This window comes from Streptomyces amritsarensis (assembly GCF_001953875.1).
Taxonomy (GTDB): Bacteria; Actinomycetota; Actinomycetes; order Streptomycetales; family Streptomycetaceae; genus Streptomyces; species Streptomyces amritsarensis.
On the sequence record NZ_MQUR01000090.1, the window covers coordinates 1 to 18482 of the forward strand.

An 18482-nucleotide genomic window follows, 5' to 3' on the forward strand; every position below is an offset into this window, starting at 1 on the left:
GGGGCGTGCGGGTGGACGCGGCGGCGCCGCTGGGCGGCCCGGCCGGCCCGGAGCCGCTGGAGCGGCTGCGGGCCTGGCTGGTACGGAGGCCGGGCGGCGGCCGCGGCGGGGTCCGGGTGGTGGCCGAGGTCGCCGCAGGGTCCGCGGAGGAAGCGGCGGCCGGGCCGGACCTGCCGGCCGGTCTGCGCGGGCTGCCGCCGGCGGCGGTGCTGCTGTTCGGGCGGGACGGGGCCTCCTGGCCGGCGCTGCGGCTGGCCGCCCGGTGCGGCGCGGCCGCGCGCACCGGCGTGGGGGACGTGCTGCACCTGCCGGACGGACGGCCGGCGCGGTCGAACGCCGAACTGGTCGCGGCGGCCCGGGAGCTGCTGCGAGGGGAGCCGGCCTGCGGCTCCGCGGCCGTCGCGGCGATCAGGCCGGCGTGATCCGCCGGACACCTCAGAGCCGTGAGCCGGTGAGCCGTTCGCCGAAGACGTCGTCGGGGTTGGACAGGGCGCAGGTCTCCATCGAGAGGCAGCCGCAGCCGATGCAGTCCGTCAGATGGTCGCGCAGACGGGCGAGTCGGCTGATCCGTTCGTCGAGCTCGGTGCGCCAGGCCTCGGACAGTCGGGCCCAGTCCTCGCGGTTCGGCGTGCGCTCCTCGGGGAGCTGGGCCAGTGCCTCACGGATGCTGGCGAGCGGGATGCCCACGCGTTGGGCCGCGCGTACGAAGGCCACCCGACGCAGCGCGTCACGGGTGTAGCGGCGCTGGTTGCCGGACGTGCGGCGGCTGCTGATCAGGCCCTTGGTCTCGTAGAAGTGGAGCGCGGAGACGGCGGCACCGCTGCGGGCGGACAGCTGGCCGACGGTGAGCTCGTGGACTTTCTCGGGAATCTGCGGCACCCGGCCGAGGGTAGCCGGAGGTCCGTTGACATACCCAGAGGGTCCCAGCATGCTGAGCAAGCGCTTATTCGTCCGTCAGTGGTCCCGCGAGAGACAGGAACAGGCATGGCCGAGCCGAGGGTCTTCACGTCCGCCGAGGAACTGCACGCCGGAATCGGCGAACCGCTCGGCCCGAGCGGGTGGCTGGAGGTGGACCAGAAGCGGATCGACCTCTTCGCGGACGCGACCGGCGACCACCAGTGGATCCACGTGGACCCGGAGCGCGCCGCGAGCGGACCCTTCGGTTCCACCATCGCGCACGGCTATCTGACGCTGTCGCTGCTGCCCAGCCTGGTGCCGCAGGTCATGCGGGTCGAGGGCATGCGGATGGGCCTCAACTACGGCACGAACAAGGTGCGTTTCCCGGCGACGGTGCCGGTCGGCTCGCGGCTGCGCGCCACCGCCGTGATCACGGAGGTGGCGGAGGCGGGCGGCGGCGTGCAGGTCACCGCCACGGTGACGGTCGAGCGCGAGGGCGGCGAGAAGCCGGTGTGCGTGGCGGAGTCGGTGTCCCGCTACTACTTCTGAGGGCGCGGCCGCGCGCCCACCATGCGGAGCACGAGGTCGGCGTAGAGCGCGCCGACCTCGTCGGGCGTGCGCCGGCCGGCCGCACTGAACCAGCGGGCCACGTCGATGCACAGCGACAGCACGGCGAGGGTGGTGCCCGCTACGTCGGGGACGTCGAACTCCCCCGACGCGACCCCTTCGGTGAGGATGCGGCGCACGGCGGCGTCGCTCTGCCGGCGCAGCGCCACGATCTCGGAGCGGTGCTCGGGGGCGAGGGCGTCGAGCTCGTACTGGACCACACGCGCGGTGGTGTGGTGCGCGGCGTGCCACCGTACGAAGGACCGCACGGCGGCGTCGAGGCGCTCGGCGGCGCAGCCGGGGCCGTCGGCGGCGGTGGTGAGGATGTCGAGGGCCTTGTCGTGCCCGATCCGGCTGATCCGGTGGAGCAGCTCTTCCTTGGTCTTGTAGTGGATGTAGAGCGCGGCCGGGCTCATACCGGCGCGGCCCGCGATGTCACGGGTGGTGGTGGCGTGGTAGCCGCGCTCGGCGAAGGCGTCGACGGCGGCGACGAGCAGCCGCCGTGCGGCGTCCGGGGTGACCTCGGACCACGGCCGGTAGCCCTCGGCCGCGTCCTGCGCGCTGTCCATCGCTCACTCACCTCTTCACCGTTCGGGAGTGAACACCCTACAGGGAGGGTGAGCAAGCGCTTAGCGTTCTCGGTCGGGGCGTCCGGCCCGTGCGGCTACTTCGGCGCGAAGGGGTCGTACTCGGCCATGATCTTCTCCATCCTGGCCTGGTCCACCCTGCTGACGATCTGCGTGACCTCCTGGCGGTCGCGGATCACCTTGGCGAGGGTGAAGGCCGAGGTGGTGAGGTAGAGGACCGCGATCCCGAGGAAGGCGCGGACCCAGCCGTCGGCCTCGAGACGGTAGATCCCGACAGCCACGGCCACGAGGGCGATGGCGAAGGAGGCGACGGCCTGTCCGTAGTACGCACCCGTGTTCTGCTGCTTGACCGGTGTCTCGTTCATGCGTCGAGCATCGGGCGGGCTGCCGGGAAGCACATCCGCGCGCGTACTCATACGCGTACTCAGAAGGCGGAAACCCCGGTGCGGGCGCGGCCGATGAGCAGTTTCTGGATCTGGCTGGTGCCCTCGTACAGCGTCGCCACGCGGGCGTCGCGGAGCAGCTTCCCGGTCGGGTACTCGTCGATGTAGCCGTAACCGCCGTGCACCTGGAGGGCGTTGCCGGCGGCGCGCACGGCGGCCTCGGAGGCGAAGAGCTTGGCGGTGGAGGACTCGGTGGCGAAGGGCTGTCCGCGGTCGATGAGGTCGGCGACGCGCCAGGTCAGCAGCCGGGCCGCGTCCACGTCGACCGAGATGTCGGCGATGAGCTCCTGGACCAGCTGATGGTGGGCGATCGGCTTGCCGAACTGCTCGCGGTGGGCGGCGTACGAGACGGCCGCCTCCAGTGCGGCCTGTGCGATGCCGACACAGCCGGCGGCGACGGACATGCGGCCCTTGGCGAGTGCGGACATGGCCACCGAGAAGCCCTTGCCCGCCGGGCCGAGCATCGCGGAAGCGGGCACGCGGACGCCGTCGAGGACGAGTTCGGAGGTGGCCTGGCCGCGCAGCCCGAGCTTGCCGTGGATCTCGCGGCGCGTGAGGCCGGGGGTGTCGGTGGGGACGAGGAAGGCGCAGACGCCGCGGTGGCCCGGCTCGTCCCCGGTGCGGGCGAAGAGCAGCACGACGTCGGCCCAGGTGCCGTTGCTGATGAACGTCTTGGTCCCGCGGAGGACGTAGGAGTCCCCTTCGCGTACGGCGCGGGTGGTGAGGTTCGCGGCGTCGGATCCGGTGCCGGGCTCGGTCAGGCCGAAGCAGCCCAGCGCGTCGCCGGAGCACAGTCGGGGCAGCCAGGTGCGCTTGTGCTCCTCCGTGCCCCAGGCGGCGATGGTCTTGGCGACCAGGCCGAGGGAGACGGAGACGATGCCGCGCACGGCGGAGTCGCCGCGGCCGAGCTCCTCGGTGACGAGGACGTAGGAGAGGTGGTCGCCGCCGGAGCCGCCGTACTCCTCGGGAACGGTCAGGCCGAGGAATCCCAGCGCGCCCAGCTTCTTCACGATGGCCCGGTCCACGCTTTCGGCCCGGTCCCACTCGGCGGCGTACGGGACGATCTCGCGCTCGGCGAACTCGCGGGCGAGCCGGCGTACGGCGCTCTGCTCCTCACTCAGCTCCAGGTTCACCGGGACCTCCTCCAGGGGTTGGCGGGTGGCGGGTTGGCGAGATTGGCCGGTTGCGGCGCCCATTTAACTAGCACCGGTAGTTTTTGGCGGGCAGGCTTTACTATGTGGCGCATGGCCAGACCGCGCAAGCCCCTTCTCAGCCGGGACCGCATCGTCGAGGCGGCCGGGGCGCTGGTCGACGCGGAAGGCCTGGAGGCGGTGTCGACCCGGCGGCTGGCGGCCGCGCTCGGCGTCAGCGGGCCTTCGCTCTACAACCACTTCCGCACCAAGGACGAGATCCTGGACGCGGTGGCGGACGCGGTGAGCTCACGCGTCGACCTGTCGATGTTCGACGGCGGTCAGGACTGGCGGGGAGCGCTGCGGGCGTGGGCGCACTCCTACCGGGACGCCCTGGCGGACCATCCCAACATCGTGCCGGTGCTCGCGCGCGGGCCCGGGCGCCGCCCGGCCGGGCTGCGGGTGGCGGACGCGGTGTTCGGCGCGATGACGCAGGCCGGGTGGCCGGCGGCGCAGGCGACCCGGATCGGCGCGCTCATGCGGTATTTCATCCTGGGTTCGGCGGTGGGCTCCTTCGCCCGGGGCTTCGTCGACGACCGCACGGCCTACGATCCGGCGGACTACCCGCACCTGGGCCAGGCCCACCTGCTGGCCGAGCGGCAGCGCGAGGTGGACGAGGGCGCGTTCGAGACGGGCCTGGAGGCGCTGCTCGACGGACTGGCCCTCCAGTACGAGGCGCTGACGCACGCGAACCGGGGCGGCTGACGCGACCAGGGCGGCCGAGTCCCACCCGCACCCGGCGCCGGGACCTGGCGGAGGGACCTCGGAGAGGGACCCGGAGGAGGGACCCGGGAGAGGGAACCCGACGCCGGTCCGGCACGGGTCCGGACCTGTATGGCCCGGGCCGGGCCGCGTGGGCCGGCGTGGACCGGACCGGCGTGGGCCGGGCTTAGAAGATGACGAGGGAGCGGCCGCCCTTGCCGGCGAGCATGGCGTCGAACGCCGCCGGGATGTCGTCGAGGGTGATCCGGTCGGTCACCAGGGCGCCCAGGTCGAGGCGGCCGGCCCGGACGTGTTCGGCGATGACGGGGAGGTCGCGGGCGGGGTCGCTGTTGCCATAGACGCAGCCGGAGAGGGTGCGGGCGAAGTGGAAGATCTCCAGGGCGTGGAAGGTGACCTGCTGGTCCTTGCCGCCGATGCCGACGACCGTGGTCCGACCGCCGCGGCGGGTCGACTCCCAGGCGCCGCGGATGGTCTCGGCCCGTCCGACGCATTCGACGGCGACATCCGCGCCCTGCCCTCCGGTGAGCGCACGGATCTGCTTGGCGGTGGTGTCGGAGGCGAGCACGAACTCGGTGGCTCCGGCCGCGCGCGCCAGGTCCTCCTTGGCGGGTGACACGTCGACGGCGACGATCGGCCCGGCCTGCGCGATCCGGGCGGCCTGGAGCGCGGCCAGCCCGACGCCGCCGACGCCGAAGACGGCCACCGACTCGCCCGGGCGGACCTGGGCACTGTGGTGGACGGCCCCATAGCCGGTGAGGACGGCGCAGCCGAGCAGGGCGGCCTCGGTCAGCGGGATACCCGCGGGCGCGGGCAGCACACAGCGGGCCGCGACGACGGTCTCCTCGGCGAACGCGGCCACGTTCAGCCCGGGGTGCAGCGCGGCGCCCTCGGCGTCGTGCGCGTAGACGTTCCCGACCTCGGCGAGGGCGGTCGCGCAGAGCCAGACCTCGCCGATGGTGCAGTGGTGGCACTTCCCGCAGGACGGCGCCCAGTTGAGCACGACGCCGTCGCCGGGGGCGACGTGGGTGACGCCGTCACCGACGGCGAGGACCGTGCCCGCGCCCTCGTGGCCGAGCACGGCGGGCACGGGCACCCGCATGGTGCCGTCGGTGAGCGACAGGTCGGAGTGGCAGACGCCGGCCGCGGCCAGCTTGACGCGGACCTGCCCGGGGCCGGGATCGGGCAGCACGATCTCCCTTACCTCCAGCGGTGCTCCGACGGCGGGGAGGATGGCGGCGCGGACCATGGGCGTCGTCTCGACTTTCCGGTGGTGGGGCGGGGGCGGGCGGCGGAAGCGTACGGATGGCGGGGGGTGCTGTGGGTCAGAACTGCAGGGATTTGGTCTGGAGGTACTCGGCCAGGCCGTGCGGGCCCAGCTCTCGGCCGACGCCCGACTGCTTGTGGCCGCCGAAGGGGGCGAGGATGTTGTAGCGGCCGCCGTTGATGTCCACCTGGCCGGTGTCCATGCGGCGCGCGAAGGCGGCGGCCGTCTCCGCGTCCGCGGCCCAGACGGCGCCGCCCAGGCCGTAGACGGTGCCGTTGGCGATGCGCAGGGCATCCTCCTCGTCCTCGTACGCGAGGATCGACAGCACCGGGCCGAAGATCTCCTCCTGGGCGATGGTCATGTCGGGGGTGACGTCGGCGAACACGGTCGGGGAGACGAAATACCCCTGCTCGTACGGCGCGTCCGGTCCGCCGGCGACCAGGCGTGCGCCCTCCTCCACGCCCTTGGCGATGAAGCCGCGGACACGCTCGTGCTGCTTGGCGTTGACGACGGGCCCGACGCGGGTGCCCGCCGTGCGGGGGTCGCCGGTGGGGTGGTCGGCGACGGCGGCGACCGCGAGCGAGACGGCCTCCTCGTACTGGTCCCGGTGGACGAGCATGCGGGTGAGCGCGTTGCAGCTCTGACCGGTGTTGTTCATGACGTGGCCGACGCCCGCCGCGACGGCCTTGGGCAGGTCGGCGCCGGGCAGGATGACGTTCGCCGACTTGCCGCCCAGTTCGAGGGCGACGCGCTTGACGGCGGCGCCCGCCGTGGCACCGACCTGCTTGCCGACTGCGGTCGAGCCGGTGAAGGACACGAAGTCGACTTCCTCGTGGGCGGCCAGGGCCTGGCCCGCGACCGGGCCCGTACCGGTCACCAGGTTGAAGACTCCGGCCGGGATGCCCGCCTCGTGCACGGCCTCGGCGAAGAGCTGTGCGGTCAGCGGGGTGTCCTCCGCCGGCTTCAGGACGAGGGTGCAGCCGGCGGCGAGAGCGGGTGCCACCTTTGCAACGACCTGGTACAGCGGGTAGTTCCACGGCGTGATGGCCCCGACCACACCGACCGGCTCCAGCAGGACGGTCGAGTTGCCGATGCGCTCCTCGAAGGCGTAGGAGGCGGCGAGTTCGACGTAGGTGGAGACCACGGCGATCGACGCGCCGACGTGGACGGCCTTGGCGAAGGAGAGCGGGGCGCCGAGTTCGGCGGTGACGGTCTCGGTCAGCTCGCCCTTGCGGGCCTGGAGCGCGTCGCGGAGCGCACCGATCAGGACGGCCCGCTCTGCCGGGGGCGTGGCCGACCAGCCGGGCAGGGCCGCACGGGCCGCGCGTACGGCCGCGTCCACGTCCTCTTCGGTGCCGGCCGGGACGTGGGCGATGACCTGGCCGTCGGCCGGGTTGACGACATCGATCCGGCCGGTTCCGACGGCGGGCCGCCACGCGCCGTCGATGTACATCCCGTCCTGGGCCTTCATGGCATTCCTCCCGAGTACGCGCCTGCGCGTGGTTCCAGCTCCCCGCCACCCTACAAACTAGCGCCGGTAGTTTTTCTCGGCCATGGGCGGCCGGGGTCAGATGATGCCGAAAAGCATCCCTGCCGCGAGGACGACGAGAGAGGTGAGGGCCGCCCATTTCACGGTGAAGCGGGTGTGGTCGCCGAACTCGACCTTGGCCATGCCGACCAGGACGTAGACGGCCGGAACCAGCGGGCTCGACATGTGCAGCGCCTGGCCGACGAGGGAGGCGCGGGCGATCTCGAGCGGGGAGACCCCGTGGGCGGCGCCGGCCTCCGCCAGGACGGGCAGGACCCCGAAGTAGAAGCCGTCGTTGGACATGAAGTAGGTCAGCGGCAGGCTGAGCAGGCCGGTGACCAGCGCCATGTGCGGACCCATGCCTTCGGGAATGGCGCCGACCAGCCAGTCGGCCATGTGCTTGACCATGCCGGTGCCGGTCAGGACCCCGGTGAAGACGGCGGCGGCGAAGACCATGCCGGCGACGTTCAGCACGTTGTCGGCGTGGGCCGCGATCCGGGCCTTCTGGTCGGGCATGTGCGGGAAGTTGACCGTGAGGGCGAGGGCCGCGCCGAGCAGGAACAGCACCGGAATGGGCAGCCACTCCATGATCATCGCGGTGAGCAGGGCGAGGGTGAGGCCGGCGTTGAACCAGTACAGGCGGGGGCGCAGGGTCGGCCGGTCGGGGTCGAGGCCCTGGAACCCGTCCTCGGGGTCGGAGCCGGCGCCGGTGGCGGTGGCGATGCCTGCGCCGGTGGCGGCGGGATCAGAGGCGGAAGGGGAGGTGGAAGGGGAGGTGGACCCTGAGGGCGAAGCGGGGGCGGGGCCGGAGGAGGAACCGGCGGCCGGGGCCTTCGCGGCGGCCGCGCTCGACGCCACGGGTTCGGCGGGGACCGACTGGGCGGCGCTTCCGGCGGCGGCCCCGACCAGCTCCTCCCCCGCGCCCTCCACGCCGTCGGCGCCCTCGGGCGCCTTCCGGCCGGGGAGCGCGAGCGCTCCGACGCGGCGGCGTTCCCTCAGGCCGAGGACATACGCCAGGGCGAACACGAACAGCAGCCCCACCGCGAGGGCCGGGATCATCGGGACGAAGATGTCGCCGGCGTCGAGCTTGAGCGCGGTGGCGGCGCGGGCGGTGGGACCGCCCCAGGGCAGGGTGTTCATGACGCCGTTGGCCGTGGCCGCGACGCCGGTCATGACCACCAGGCTGAGACCGAGCCGCTTGTAGAGCGGGTACATCGCCGAGACCGTGATCATGAAGGTGGTCGATCCGTCGCCGTCGAGCGAGACGATCGCGGCGAGGACCGCCGTGCCGACGACGACGCGCATCGGGTCGGCCTTGCAGAAGCGCAGGATGCCCCGGACGATCGGATCGAAGAGGCCGACATCGATCATCAGGCCGAAGTAGACGATGGCGAACATCAGCATGGCGGCAGTCGGTGCGAGCTTGCCGACGCCTTCGATGACGTAGTCGCCGAGGTGTGCGCCCTTTCCTGCGAACACGCAGAACAGTGCGGGGATGAGGACGAGCGCCGCGATGGGCGACATTTTCTTCATCATGATCAGGACCAGGAAGGTCGCGATCATGGCGAAGCCGAGGAAGGTCAGCATGGGGGGAAGGTAGGTGCCGCCTCCTTTCGCCAACAAGACGTCAACGCGTGAGCAATACGAGCAAAACCCCAGCTCAGGGCAGGGGCGTCAGCTCGACGGGGAAGGCGTTGAGCACGGCCGTGCCGGAGAGCCGGTCGAACCGGGTGCCGTCGAGCAGCTGGTTGACGTTGGCGCCGGGCGTGGCGGAGGCGACACCCAGGCGGGCGCCGGCGCGGTCGTGGCCCCAGCCGTGCGGGAGGCTCACCACTCCCGTGCGGACGGCCTCGGTGACCTCGACGGGGACCTCCAGGCTCCCGCCGTCGGCGGTGACCCGGGCCCGTCCGCCGTCGGTGAGGCCCAGGCGGGCCGCGTCCTGCGGGTGGACCTGGAGGGTGCAGCGGTTGGAACCTCCCATGAGGGCTGGCACGTTGTGCAACCAGCTGTTGTTGGACCGCAGGTGGCGGCGGCCCACGAGCACCAGGGCGGCGGGGCGGTCGGCGAGCGTCGCGCGCAGCCTGGGGAGCTCGGCCGCGATCGGGTCCGGGAGCAGCTCGATCCTGCCGCTGCGCGTCCTCAGCACGTGCGGCAGCCTGGGCCGCAGGGGGCCCAGGTCGATGCCGTGCGGCGCCGCCAGCAGGTCGTCGAGGCCGAGGTCGTACGGCCCGAGGCGCAGCATCATGTCCAACCGCCTCTCCGGGCCGCTGCGACCCGTCAGCCGGCGGGCCTGCTCGGCCGGGTCGGTGCCGTGGAGCGGGGAGTGCGCGTCGGCGGCGGCCCGGGCGAGGGTGTCCGCGATGACGCGTTCGTCGACGGCTCCGGGCGGGGCCCCGTGCAGCCCCGACACCGCGAGGATCAGGCGCGCGTGGATCTCGCATTCGCCCATCCGCCCCGCCTCCAGGGGGACGGCGGGCGGTGAGTAGCGGGCCTGGTTGCGTACGGCGAAGGCGTTGAACGCGAAGTCGAAGTGCGCGCTCTGTGCGGGCGGTGGCGGCGGCAGCACGACGTGGGCGTGCCGGGAGGTCTCGTTCAGGTACGGGTCGACCGAGACCATGAAGTCCAGGCCGGCCAGCGCCCGGTCCAGGCGGTCGCCGTCGGGTGCGGAGAGGACGGGATTCGCGGCGATGGCGATCAGGGTGCGAATCCGCCCCTCCCCCGGCGTCTCGATCTCCTCGGCCAGAGCCGCGATGGGCAGTTCGCTCTTGGCCTCGGGGTGGCCGCCGACCCGGCTGTGCCAGCGGCCGACCGTGAAGCCCCTGCCGGGACCGGCCGGCCGGGGGGCGCGGTCGGTGGCGGAGAGCGGGAAAAGGGCTCCGCCGGGCCGGTCGAGGTTGCCGGTGAGGATGTTCAGTACGTCGACGAGCCAGCTGGCGAGCGTGCCGTGCTCGACGGTGCAGCTGCCGATCCGTCCGTAGACGGCGGCGGTGGGTGCGGCGGCGAGGTCCCGGGCGAGGCTGCGGATCTCGTCGGCCGTGAGGTCGCAGGCGGGTGCGACGGCCTCAGGTGTGAAACTCCCGAGGGCGGCGCCGAGTTCCCCGAGCCCTTCGACGTGTTCCTCCAGTGTCCCGGGGGCGGCGAGCTTCTCGGCGAGCAGGGTGTGCGCGAGGGCGGCGAGCAGGAGCGCGTCGCTGCCGGGGCGCGGTGCGAGGTGGCGGTCGGCGAGTGCGGCGGTCCGGGTGCGGCGCGGGTCGACGACGACGAGGCTGCCGCCGCGGGCGCGCAGGGCTTTGAGGCGGCCGGGGAAGTCGGGGGCCGTGCACAGGGAGCCGTTGGATTCGACCGGGTTGGCTCCCAGGAGCAGGAGGAAGTCCGTCCGGTCGAGGTCGGGGACCGGGATGGCAAGGGGGTCGCCGAAGAGGAATCCGCTGGAGACGTGCTTGGGCATCTGGTCGAGGGTGCTGGCGGTGAACAGGTTGCGGGTGCCGAGGGTCTTCAGGAGCAGGGGCGGGTAGAGGGCTCCGGCCATGGTGTGCACGTTCGGGTTGCCGAGGACCACGCCGACGGACTGCGGTCCGTACTGCCCGGCCAGGCCGGGCACCGCGGCGGCGACGGCGTCGTAGGCCTCTTCCCAGGTGGCCTCCCGCAGCCGTCCGTCGCGGCGCACGAGAGGGGTGCGCAGGCGGTCGGGGTCGGCGTCGATCTGCCCGAAGGCGGCGCCCTTGGGGCAGATGAAGCCGCGGCTGAAGACGTCGTCACGGTCGCCGCGGGCGCCGGTGACCGCGCTGCCCTCGATGGTGAGGGTGAGGCCGCAGGTGGCTTCGCAGAGGGGGCAGATGCGCAGGGCGGTGCGGGGCATGGGCCCTCCAGGGCGGCAGGCTGCGGCACGGACACGCGGGAGCCCTGAGCATACCGACCGGTAGGCACGGGTGGCGAGGGGTGCGCCACACCGGTCCGCGCGGGACGTGGCGGACAGGAGGAAACGCGACCGGGCCAGGCGGACTGCGGGCGGGCCACAGGACACGCGGGCGCGCCCGGACGCGGGCGGACTGCGGGCGGGCCCGGGCCGGATGCGGGCGGGCCCAGGCGGTGCGCGGGCCGGATGCGGGTGGGCCCGGGCGGTGCGCCGGCCGGACGCGGGTGGGCCCCAGGGGGGTGGTGCGCCGGCCGTACGCGGGCGGGCGCAGCGCGGAGTTTGCGAGGCGGGGCTCAGTCCAGTACGCGGGCCAGGTAGGCGTGCATCATCGCGCGGGTCTCGGCGACGATGCCGGGATCCCCTGCCGGGTCGGTTCGGAAGGCCAGTTGGATGAGCGCGTCGGTGGCCTCGACGGCGACGAGGACGGCTCGCTCCAACCTGGCATCGGAGGTCAGACCGAGGTGGGCGGAGAGCAGTTCGGTCAGACGGGCGGCGACCTGGTGGTTGGGGTCGGCCTCGGGGTCACCGGTCGGCGGGGCGGGCACGCCGAAGTCGACGAGGGCGAAGCCCGGCACGCTGCGCTTCATCGCCAGGTACTCGTCCAGTACGGCGTCCACGACCGGCCGCCAGTGGGTGGCCGGGAGGCGGTCGAGGCGGTCCGCGATGCCGTCGACGTATCGGTCCAGGTTGCGGTGGGCGAGGGCGATGGCCATGGCCCGTTTGTTGCCGAAGAAGCGGTAGACGGATCCGATCGGCACGCCGGCGCGCAGGGCGACGGCGCGGGTGCTGAGGTTCTCGTACCCGGTCTCGTCCAGCAGTTCGGCGCAGGCGTCGAGGATCCGGGCGAGCCGGTCGGCGCTGCGCTGCTGGATCGGCGTACGGCGCAGGGAGGGGGCGGGAGGCACGGGGTCCATCATGCCGCTCCTCGCTTCCGGGTCCGGCGGGGGCCTCAGTTCAGCAGGAGGCTGAGTCCCCCGATCGTGTAGATGATCATCAGGGTGAGCAGCGGCAGCTGTCCGGCCACCGCTTTCGCGGGCGGGAAGAGGCGTACGGAGCGGTCGTGGGCGGCGATGACGCCGAGGACGTGGCCGGTGACGACGGCGATGACCTGGAGGGCGGCGAGGCCGCCGGGGCCCAGCGGTGGAGCGGGTTCGGAGGCGTTGTCAGTGCCGACTGCCATGATGACTGTGCGTGGCCCTTCGACTACCAGGAGGGAGAAGTAGTGGGCGGTGAGATAGCCGAGAGCGATGGGGACCAGTGAGTGCGCGAAGGCGGTCAGCGGGCCGGGGTGCGGGCCGCTGACGAGGCGGGTGGCTGCGGCGCACAGGCAGTAGAGGGTGGCGACGAGGGCGATGGAGCCGAGCAGTCCGAGGGTGGCCGTGGGGGTGCGGCCGAGGGGGGAGGTCTGGAGGGTGTTGATCCACGAGGGGCGGTCGGAGAAGCCGTCGTAGGCGGTGGAGCCGAGCAGGACGCAGACCGTGGCGACGAGTCCGGGCCGCTCGGGCGTCGCGTCGAGTCCGTGGAAGGGGTTGCGGACAACGAGGCGGCCGTCGCTGCGGCGGCCGAGGGGGGAGAGACGGGCGAGGAGGGCGGAGTACGCCTCGAAGGCGTCCCCGTCGGCGAACCAGCTCTCGCCGAAGCGGGCGGCGAGCAGCAGCTGGGCGGTGGTGTAGGCGGCGAGCGCGATCAGGAGGGTGGTGGTGGATGCGGGATCGGGAGAGACGAGTTCGAGCCAGGTGAAGCCGAACAGGCCGGCGGCGGCGGGCCACAGCCCCAGCCGGACGGGAAGGGGGTGGTGGGCGGTGGCGGAGCGGCGGCGCAGGGCGCGGGCGAGCAGTCGGTGCAGGGTGCGCAGCGGGTTGAGCAGGCGCCAGACGGGGCCGAGGAGGAGGGAGGCGGGCACGAGTCCGACCCAGAAGAGGACGTAGACGGCGCCGGGGGCGGGGTTGCGCGCGGGGTCGTCGGGACCGAGGAGGAGGTGCAGCAGGACGACGAGCGCGGCGGCGAGTCCGAGCCCGCGCAGGGTGGTTCGGGTGGCCGGCGCGTCGGCCGCCCGCTGGAGGGCGGCGGGCAGGGCGAGGCCCGAGTGCTCTCCGCGGAAGCGGGAGGTGGACCAGAGCAGGCCGAGTGCGAGGAAGGAGACGAACAGCGCGGCGAAGGCTCCGGCGAAGGCGTAGAAGGGAGAGATCGGCAGATCGTGCTGGGATCCGATGCCGTGCGCGAGCGCGGTGAACGGTTCGGCCGGGTGAAGGACCACGCCCTGGCCGTAACCGTGACCGTGTCCGTGGCCGTGGGCCTGGACCAGTGGGCTCGTGCTCACCATCGGCACCCCTGGCACCGCGTGCCGCCGAGGGATCGGCCTTGCGTCCCGGGCTCGGGCCCGAGCCCGGACGGCTGGGCCGAGACTTCGGTGGGTGGAGCGTGGCGGGCCGTCATCGGACGAGGAGTTGGGTCAGGACGAGGCCGGACTCGTGGGTTTCGACCTCGAAGAGGCCCGTGCGGTCGGCCGTCAGGATCAGGGTGGCCTCCTGGCCTGCCGGCAGGGCGAGTTCCTTGTCGTAGCCGTGTACGTGCAGGGTGTCCGCGCGGTCGCTGGTGACGCGTAGGACGACGCGTTCGCCGCGCCGGAGTTCGGTGCGGGCGGGGGCGGGGCTGACCTTGCCGTCCCGGACGGTGATGGTGACGGTGCGGTCCGCCTGTCCCTGACCCGGGGGCGGTGACTGCGGCGGCTGCGGCGAGGTATCGCCGTGGCTGTGGCCGCCGCCGGACGCACCCGGCGCGGGCACGGTGAGCTGCGCCGCGCCCTCGACGGGCTTGCCGGAGACCGCCCAGGAGGTGTGGTCGTCCGCGTAGAGGCGGACCGTCAGGGTGTGCGCGCCTTCGGGGACCTGCGCGGCGGGCAGGTGGAACCAGGGGCCGTACAGCCTGGCGATCTTGCGCCCGTCGAGTTCCAGGTGGGCATGGCCTGCGCCCGGGAGGGCGGCGCCGCCGGTGCTGTCGGGTGTGAAGCGGAAGTTCTCCACGCTCAGCTGGAGGTTCCAACCGTCCTCGGAGTCGGGGCGGAGGGCCAGTCGTACCTCCGGAGCTCCCTCGGCCGGGACTTCGCGGAGCTTGTGGCCGGAGGCGTCGACGGTGGCGAGCAGGGTGCCGACGCTGCCGGAGGCCTGCTCGTGGCTGGTGCCGGGCTTGTGGTGGGTGGTGGCCCGCCCGCCGCAGCCCGCCGCCGCGCCGCCCGCGAGGAGCAGGGCGAGGGCGAGCAGGGCCGCGGTACGGGTGGCTCGCGCGGTGCGGGCGGTGTGGGCGGTGCGCCGGTGCCCGCGCGCCGCGCGGGGCGTCCCGGCGACACGGGACGGCGGCGTACGGCAGGCGCCGCAGCGGCTCCCTCCACCCCTCCCGTCGTCGGCCCGGCCATCGAGCCGCGCGCCGGGCCTGTCTTCGGGTCGACCGGCGGACCGGGCGCCCAGGCGGGCGTCGGGCCGGCCGGGCTCGTTTTCCGACCGGCCGTCAGGCCGCGTGCCTGGGCGGGCTTCGGGGCGGGCGTGGGTGTCGTCCCGGGGGTGGGCTTCGGGGCGGGTGGCCGGGCGGTTTTCGCCCCGCTCGGTCATGCCTGGCCTCCTGCGGCTCGGGGGGCCCGGGTATCCGGAGCCGCCTCGGCCGGCTCGGCTGTCCGGGCTTCGCGTGGGGTGGGGGCCGGGGCGCTGTCGCCGTCCGGGGCGTCGTCCGGTCCGGCCGGGCGGGCCGGGGCGGCGCCCGGCCGGGCCGAGGCGACGACGGCCCACAGGACCCAGACCACGGCCACCAGGGCGCGTGCCCAGGCGGGGCTCAGCGGGGTCCAGGGGATCATCAGGACCGCCTTGTCGAAGGCGTCCAGCAGGGTCAGCCCGGCCAGCAGCAGGGTCAGCCGCGCCAGCCAGGGGCGGGTGGGGCGCAGCACCAGGCCAGCTCCGGTCCACCACAGGCCGAGCAGCAGCAGGGCGAGGGCCGGGACGAAGGTGGCGGTCAGCGCCATGGTGGAGCCGGCCACGTCGAGGGCCAGGCCGGCCAGACCGGCCAGCGTGGCGGCCGTGCCCAGGCGGGAGCCGCGCAGGCGCCGCCACCACAGGACCCCGCCGACGAGCAGCAGCACCGCGGCCACGGCCAGGGCGAGCTGGGTCTCCACCCGCTCCAGTCCGCGCGCGCCGTACCAGTCGCAGCCGGCCGGCAGTTTGCGCGCCTGGACGTTGTAGTCGGCGCAGACGAGGAGCTGGACCAGCTTGACCGGCTCGCCGACCAGGCGGGCCGACGCCCCCGTGACGTCGCCCCGTCGCTCGCCGCACCGCGGGACCGTGCCGGGGGTGGACCCGTCGGGTCCGTCCTGCCAGCAGTTGCCGCGGCCCTGGCCGTCCCACCAGACGTCCATGCCGTTGGGGCGGGAGGCGCCGGACTTGTCCTTGCCGAGGATGTTGTCGGCGTAGCGGTTGTGGTGGGAGGTGTCCGTCTGCTTCGACCAGGCCTCCTCACCGCGGATGAAGGCGGGGACCGCGCTGAGGAAGAAGCCCGCGCGCTGGTGCCCGTACACCCAGTTGCCCTCGTAGAGGTTCCAGTTGCCGCCGGCGGTGATGATGCCGGTGCCGGGCGGCATGGAGATCTGCGGGCAGACGACGCCGCGCTCGTAGCCGCGCTCGATCGGCGGTTTGGCGCAGGTCCCGTCGGCGACGTGGCGGTAGTAGTCCTGGTTGTTGTCGTGGATCAGGTTCCGCTCGAACTTGGCGTGGTTCTGGGGGAGTCCGGGGTGGCCGGGGAAGGCGCTGTCCATCGAGGCGCCGCCCATGTTCTGGTCGAACTCGTTGTCGTGGACCCACACCGAGTCGCCCGCGGTGCCGGAGTAGCCGACCATGTTGTGGTGGCTGCGGCAGCCGGTGATCTCGATGGAGTAGCGGGGGACCTCGTAGCCGCGGCCGTCGTTGATGTTGGAGGCGCTGCCGGGGTAGATGCCGGAGTCGCCGTTCCCGTAGGACTCGCAGTTCTTGTAGAGCCCGTGGTCGCTGGCGAAGGTCAGGAAGCCGTACTCGTCGTTCCACCGGGTGAGCACGTCGTCGATGACGAAGCCGTCGGCGGCGAGGACGTACAGCGAGTTGAAGGTGGTGCGCTGGGCGGTGAAGTTGCGGAAGTAGACGCCGTCCGACTTGTCGGCGCGGATGGCGTTCAGCTTCTGGTACTTGGCGTCGACCACCACGTCCAGGCGGGAGGCGCCGGTGCCCTCGATCTGCAGGTTCTTCTTGCCGAGGATGGCGACGAGGTTCTGGTTGTGCCGGCACTGCACCTGCTGCTCGTACGACAGGATCTGGTAGCCGAGCGCGGAGTCGGGCGCCTTGAGCGCGGCGCACTCGCCCGTCGGCTTGGGCAGTGAGGGCTCCTCCTCGTAGAGGCCGGGGAGGATCGCGATGTTCATGCCGGGGCGGTCCACGGCGTCGACGGCTTCCTGGAGGTGGCGGTAGCCGCTCTTCTCGCAGCGCTCGTACAGGGCGAGGTTGCGCTGCCTGAGTTCCTCGGGGAAGGCGGATATCCGGCGTTCGAAGGCCGGCCGGTCCGTCTTGCAGACGATGAGGTCGGGGTCGGCCCTGCGGTACTCCGGCACGGATCCGGATCCGTCGGGGAAGGTGACCGGGCGTTCTTCGTGCGCGCGGGCGGCGGGCGCGGCGGCGAGGAGGGACAGGAGGGCGAGGAGGGCGGCGAGGAGCGCCGCCGGCACGGCAGGGAACCTGCGGGTCCACGACATGCGCGTGAGAGTAGAGCAATGTTCATCTTTTGTGATCCCCCCGGGAGCGAATCCCCGTCGCCGCCCGGCCGCCCCGTGGAGCTTCCTCCCGGATCCTTCCGTTTCCTCCCACCCCGCCGGCGCGCATCCGGCGGATGCCGCCAGGACGCCGTTGACGTGCGGCCCGCGGAATCCTACTGTCGACCATAGGATTCCTTCGACGGAGCGGGAGCAGCACATGAGCGAGCAGTCCGGCAGCGAGCAGGCCAGGAAGACGGCCGAGGCACTGGAGTACCTCGCCGGCTTCGGCAACGAACACAGCTCCGAGGCCGTCCCCGGCGCACTGCCGCTCGGCCGGAACTCGCCCCAGCGCGCCCCCCTCGGCCTCTACGCCGAGCAGCTCAGCGGCAGCGCCTTCACCGAGCCCCGCAGCCACAACCGCCGCTCCTGGCTCTACCGGATCCGCCCCTCGGCCGCGCACCCGCCCTTCACCCGGATCGACAACGGCGCCCTGCGCACCGCCCCCTTCACCGAGGCGCCCGCGGACCCCAACCGGCTGCGCTGGAACCCGCTGCCCGATCCGGCCCCCGGCACCGACTTCCTGGCCGGCCTGTGGACCCTCGGCGGCAACGGCGACGCGGCCCAGCGCACCGGCATGGCCGTCCACCTCTACGCCGCCAACGCGTCGATGACGGACCGCGTCTTCAGCGACTCCGACGGCGAGCTGCTGATCGTCCCCGAGCGCGGCGGCCTGCTCCTGCGCACCGAGCTGGGCCTGCTCTCCGCCCGCCCGGGCGAGGTCGCGCTCATCCCGCGGGGCGTCCGCTTCCGCGTCGAGCTGCTGGACGCCGACGCCCGCGGCTACGTCTGCGAGAACTACGGCCAGCCCTTCGTGCTCCCGGACCTCGGCCCGATCGGCGCCAACGGCCTCGCCGCCGCCCGCGACTTCCGCGCCCCGGTGGCCGCGTACGAGGACGTCGAGCGCCCCACCGAAGTGATCAACAAGTTCTGCGGGAACCTCTGGTCGGCCACCTACGGCCACTCCCCGCTCGACGTGGTCGCCTGGTACGGCACGCACGTCCCCTACGTCTACGACCTGCGCCGCTTCAACGTCCTGGGGACGATCAGCTACGACCACCCGGACCCGTCGATCTTCACCGTCCTGACCTCCCCCTCGGACACCCCGGGGCTGGCGGGCGTCGACTTCGTGGTCTTCGCACCGCGCTGGCTGGTCGGCGAGGACACCTTCCGTCCGCCGTACTTCCACCGCAATGTGATGAGCGAGTACATGGGCCTGATCGAGGGCGCCTACGACGCCAAGGCGGAGGGCTTCGTCCCCGGCGGCGGCTCGCTCCACAACATGATGTCCGCGCACGGCCCCGACCACGAGACCTTCGACAAGGCCAGCGCCGCCGAGCTGAAGCCGCAGAAGATCGACGACGGCCTGGCCTTCATGTTCGAGACCCGCTGGCCGATCACCGCCACCGCCCAGGCGGCCGGCGCGGATCACCTCCAGCGCGGGTACGACGACGTGTGGCAGGGTCTGCAGCGCCACTTCCGCGCCTGACCTGCACTGCATACCCTGCATGCG

The 18482-nt window shown here is 73.1% G+C and carries 16 protein-coding genes; 4 read left to right on the forward strand and 12 right to left on the reverse strand.

Translation table 11 applies throughout. The features are described 5' to 3' along the window. A partial coding sequence (locus AVW11_RS28635; protein ID WP_143568918.1) for a 3-keto-5-aminohexanoate cleavage protein occupies window positions 1–422 on the forward strand: 422 nt, incomplete at its 5' end. Between the two features lie 13 nt (window positions 423–435). Here AVW11_RS28635 and soxR read toward each other — a convergent pair. Continuing rightward, entirely contained in the window at window positions 436–879 is a 444-nt protein-coding gene (gene soxR, locus AVW11_RS28640; RefSeq protein WP_030853200.1) for a redox-sensitive transcriptional activator SoxR, read from the reverse strand. 105 nt (window positions 880–984) lie between these two features. On the opposite strand from soxR, the gene AVW11_RS28645 reads away from it, so the two are divergent. Continuing rightward, window positions 985–1446: a MaoC family dehydratase gene (locus AVW11_RS28645; protein WP_030853203.1), complete on the forward strand. Its 462-nt coding sequence runs from the start codon at window positions 985–987 to the stop codon at window positions 1444–1446. Here AVW11_RS28645 and AVW11_RS28650 read toward each other — a convergent pair. From AVW11_RS28650 to AVW11_RS28660, 3 genes are all read right to left on the reverse strand, one after another. Then, the gene (locus AVW11_RS28650; protein WP_076046462.1) at window positions 1437–2072 is read right to left on the reverse strand and encodes a TetR/AcrR family transcriptional regulator; all 636 of its coding nucleotides are present in this window, start codon (window positions 2070–2072) and stop codon (window positions 1437–1439) included. The two genes, AVW11_RS28645 and AVW11_RS28650, sit on opposite strands and share 10 nt — an antisense overlap. Before the next feature lie 95 nt (window positions 2073–2167). Further along, complete coding sequence (locus AVW11_RS28655; RefSeq protein WP_030661476.1) at window positions 2168–2455, reverse strand: YiaA/YiaB family inner membrane protein; 288 nt, start codon at window positions 2453–2455, stop codon at window positions 2168–2170. Window positions 2456–2514: 59 nt separating this feature from the next. Further along, complete coding sequence (locus AVW11_RS28660; protein ID WP_030853209.1) at window positions 2515–3666, reverse strand: acyl-CoA dehydrogenase family protein; 1152 nt, start codon at window positions 3664–3666, stop codon at window positions 2515–2517. Between the two features lie 102 nt (window positions 3667–3768). Here AVW11_RS28660 and AVW11_RS28665 point away from each other — a divergent pair, with 102 nt between their 5' ends. Beyond that, window positions 3769–4428: a TetR/AcrR family transcriptional regulator gene (locus tag AVW11_RS28665; RefSeq protein ID WP_030853212.1), complete on the forward strand. Its 660-nt coding sequence runs from the start codon at window positions 3769–3771 to the stop codon at window positions 4426–4428. A gap of 184 nt (window positions 4429–4612) precedes the next feature. Here the strand turns inward: AVW11_RS28665 and AVW11_RS28670 are convergent, their stop codons facing one another. The 8 genes from AVW11_RS28670 to AVW11_RS28705 all read right to left on the reverse strand — a co-directional run bounded on the left by AVW11_RS28670 (window position 4613) and on the right by AVW11_RS28705 (window position 16912). Beyond that, window positions 4613–5692, reverse strand: coding sequence for a Zn-dependent alcohol dehydrogenase (locus AVW11_RS28670; protein ID WP_076046463.1), 1080 nt, complete (start codon window positions 5690–5692; stop codon window positions 4613–4615). A 76-nt stretch (window positions 5693–5768) separates the two neighbouring features. Next, window positions 5769–7181, reverse strand: a complete 1413-nt coding sequence (locus AVW11_RS28675; RefSeq protein WP_030853218.1) for an aldehyde dehydrogenase family protein — start codon at window positions 7179–7181, stop codon at window positions 5769–5771. A 96-nt stretch (window positions 7182–7277) separates the two neighbouring features. Next, the gene (locus AVW11_RS28680) at window positions 7278–8825 is read right to left on the reverse strand and encodes a CitMHS family transporter (RefSeq protein ID WP_076046464.1); all 1548 of its coding nucleotides are present in this window, start codon (window positions 8823–8825) and stop codon (window positions 7278–7280) included. A 73-nt stretch (window positions 8826–8898) separates the two neighbouring features. Next, entirely contained in the window at window positions 8899–11097 is a 2199-nt protein-coding gene (locus AVW11_RS28685; protein ID WP_076046465.1) for a molybdopterin-dependent oxidoreductase, read from the reverse strand. Between the two features lie 350 nt (window positions 11098–11447). Further along, complete coding sequence (locus tag AVW11_RS28690; protein WP_060180013.1) at window positions 11448–12068, reverse strand: TetR/AcrR family transcriptional regulator; 621 nt, start codon at window positions 12066–12068, stop codon at window positions 11448–11450. 35 nt (window positions 12069–12103) lie between these two features. Next, window positions 12104–13477 (reverse strand): hypothetical protein, encoded by a 1374-nt coding sequence (locus tag AVW11_RS28695; RefSeq protein WP_420856412.1) that lies wholly within the window; start codon window positions 13475–13477, stop codon window positions 12104–12106. A gap of 109 nt (window positions 13478–13586) precedes the next feature. Then, window positions 13587–14759 carry a cupredoxin domain-containing protein gene (locus AVW11_RS28700; RefSeq protein WP_420856413.1) on the reverse strand — a complete coding sequence of 391 codons (1173 nt, stop codon included), beginning with the start codon at window positions 14757–14759 and terminating at the stop codon, window positions 13587–13589. Then, window positions 14756–16912, reverse strand: coding sequence for a right-handed parallel beta-helix repeat-containing protein (locus AVW11_RS28705; RefSeq protein ID WP_076046466.1), 2157 nt, complete (start codon window positions 16910–16912; stop codon window positions 14756–14758). Before AVW11_RS28705 ends, AVW11_RS28700 begins: the two co-directional genes overlap by 4 nt. Before the next feature lie 217 nt (window positions 16913–17129). Here AVW11_RS28705 and hmgA point away from each other — a divergent pair, with 217 nt between their 5' ends. Then, window positions 17130–18458 (forward strand): homogentisate 1,2-dioxygenase, encoded by a 1329-nt coding sequence (gene hmgA, locus AVW11_RS28710; protein WP_076046467.1) that lies wholly within the window; start codon window positions 17130–17132, stop codon window positions 18456–18458. Window positions 18459–18482 lie beyond the last annotated feature (24 nt).

Excerpts from the sequence above, each read along its gene's own strand:
- AVW11_RS28645 (WP_030853203.1), top strand. The coding sequence starts at position 985 with ATGGCCGAGCCGAGGGTCTTCACGTCCGCCGAGGAACTGCACGCCGGA.
- AVW11_RS28650 (WP_076046462.1), bottom strand. The coding sequence starts at position 2,072 with ATGGACAGCGCGCAGGACGCGGCCGAGGGCTACCGGCCGTGGTCCGAG.
- AVW11_RS28680 (WP_076046464.1), bottom strand. The coding sequence starts at position 8,825 with ATGCTGACCTTCCTCGGCTTCGCCATGATCGCGACCTTCCTGGTCCTG.
- AVW11_RS28670 (WP_076046463.1), bottom strand. The coding sequence starts at position 5,692 with ATGGTCCGCGCCGCCATCCTCCCCGCCGTCGGAGCACCGCTGGAGGTA.
- hmgA (WP_076046467.1), top strand. The coding sequence starts at position 17,130 with ATGAGCGAGCAGTCCGGCAGCGAGCAGGCCAGGAAGACGGCCGAGGCA.
- AVW11_RS28665 (WP_030853212.1), top strand. The coding sequence starts at position 3,769 with ATGTGGCGCATGGCCAGACCGCGCAAGCCCCTTCTCAGCCGGGACCGC.
- AVW11_RS28695 (WP_420856412.1), bottom strand. The coding sequence starts at position 13,477 with ATGGTGAGCACGAGCCCACTGGTCCAGGCCCACGGCCACGGACACGGT.
- AVW11_RS28705 (WP_076046466.1), bottom strand. The coding sequence starts at position 16,912 with ATGTCGTGGACCCGCAGGTTCCCTGCCGTGCCGGCGGCGCTCCTCGCC.
- AVW11_RS28675 (WP_030853218.1), bottom strand. The coding sequence starts at position 7,181 with ATGAAGGCCCAGGACGGGATGTACATCGACGGCGCGTGGCGGCCCGCC.
- AVW11_RS28700 (WP_420856413.1), bottom strand. The coding sequence starts at position 14,759 with ATGACCGAGCGGGGCGAAAACCGCCCGGCCACCCGCCCCGAAGCCCAC.
- AVW11_RS28685 (WP_076046465.1), bottom strand. The coding sequence starts at position 11,097 with ATGCCCCGCACCGCCCTGCGCATCTGCCCCCTCTGCGAAGCCACCTGC.
- AVW11_RS28690 (WP_060180013.1), bottom strand. The coding sequence starts at position 12,068 with ATGGACCCCGTGCCTCCCGCCCCCTCCCTGCGCCGTACGCCGATCCAG.
- AVW11_RS28655 (WP_030661476.1), bottom strand. The coding sequence starts at position 2,455 with ATGAACGAGACACCGGTCAAGCAGCAGAACACGGGTGCGTACTACGGA.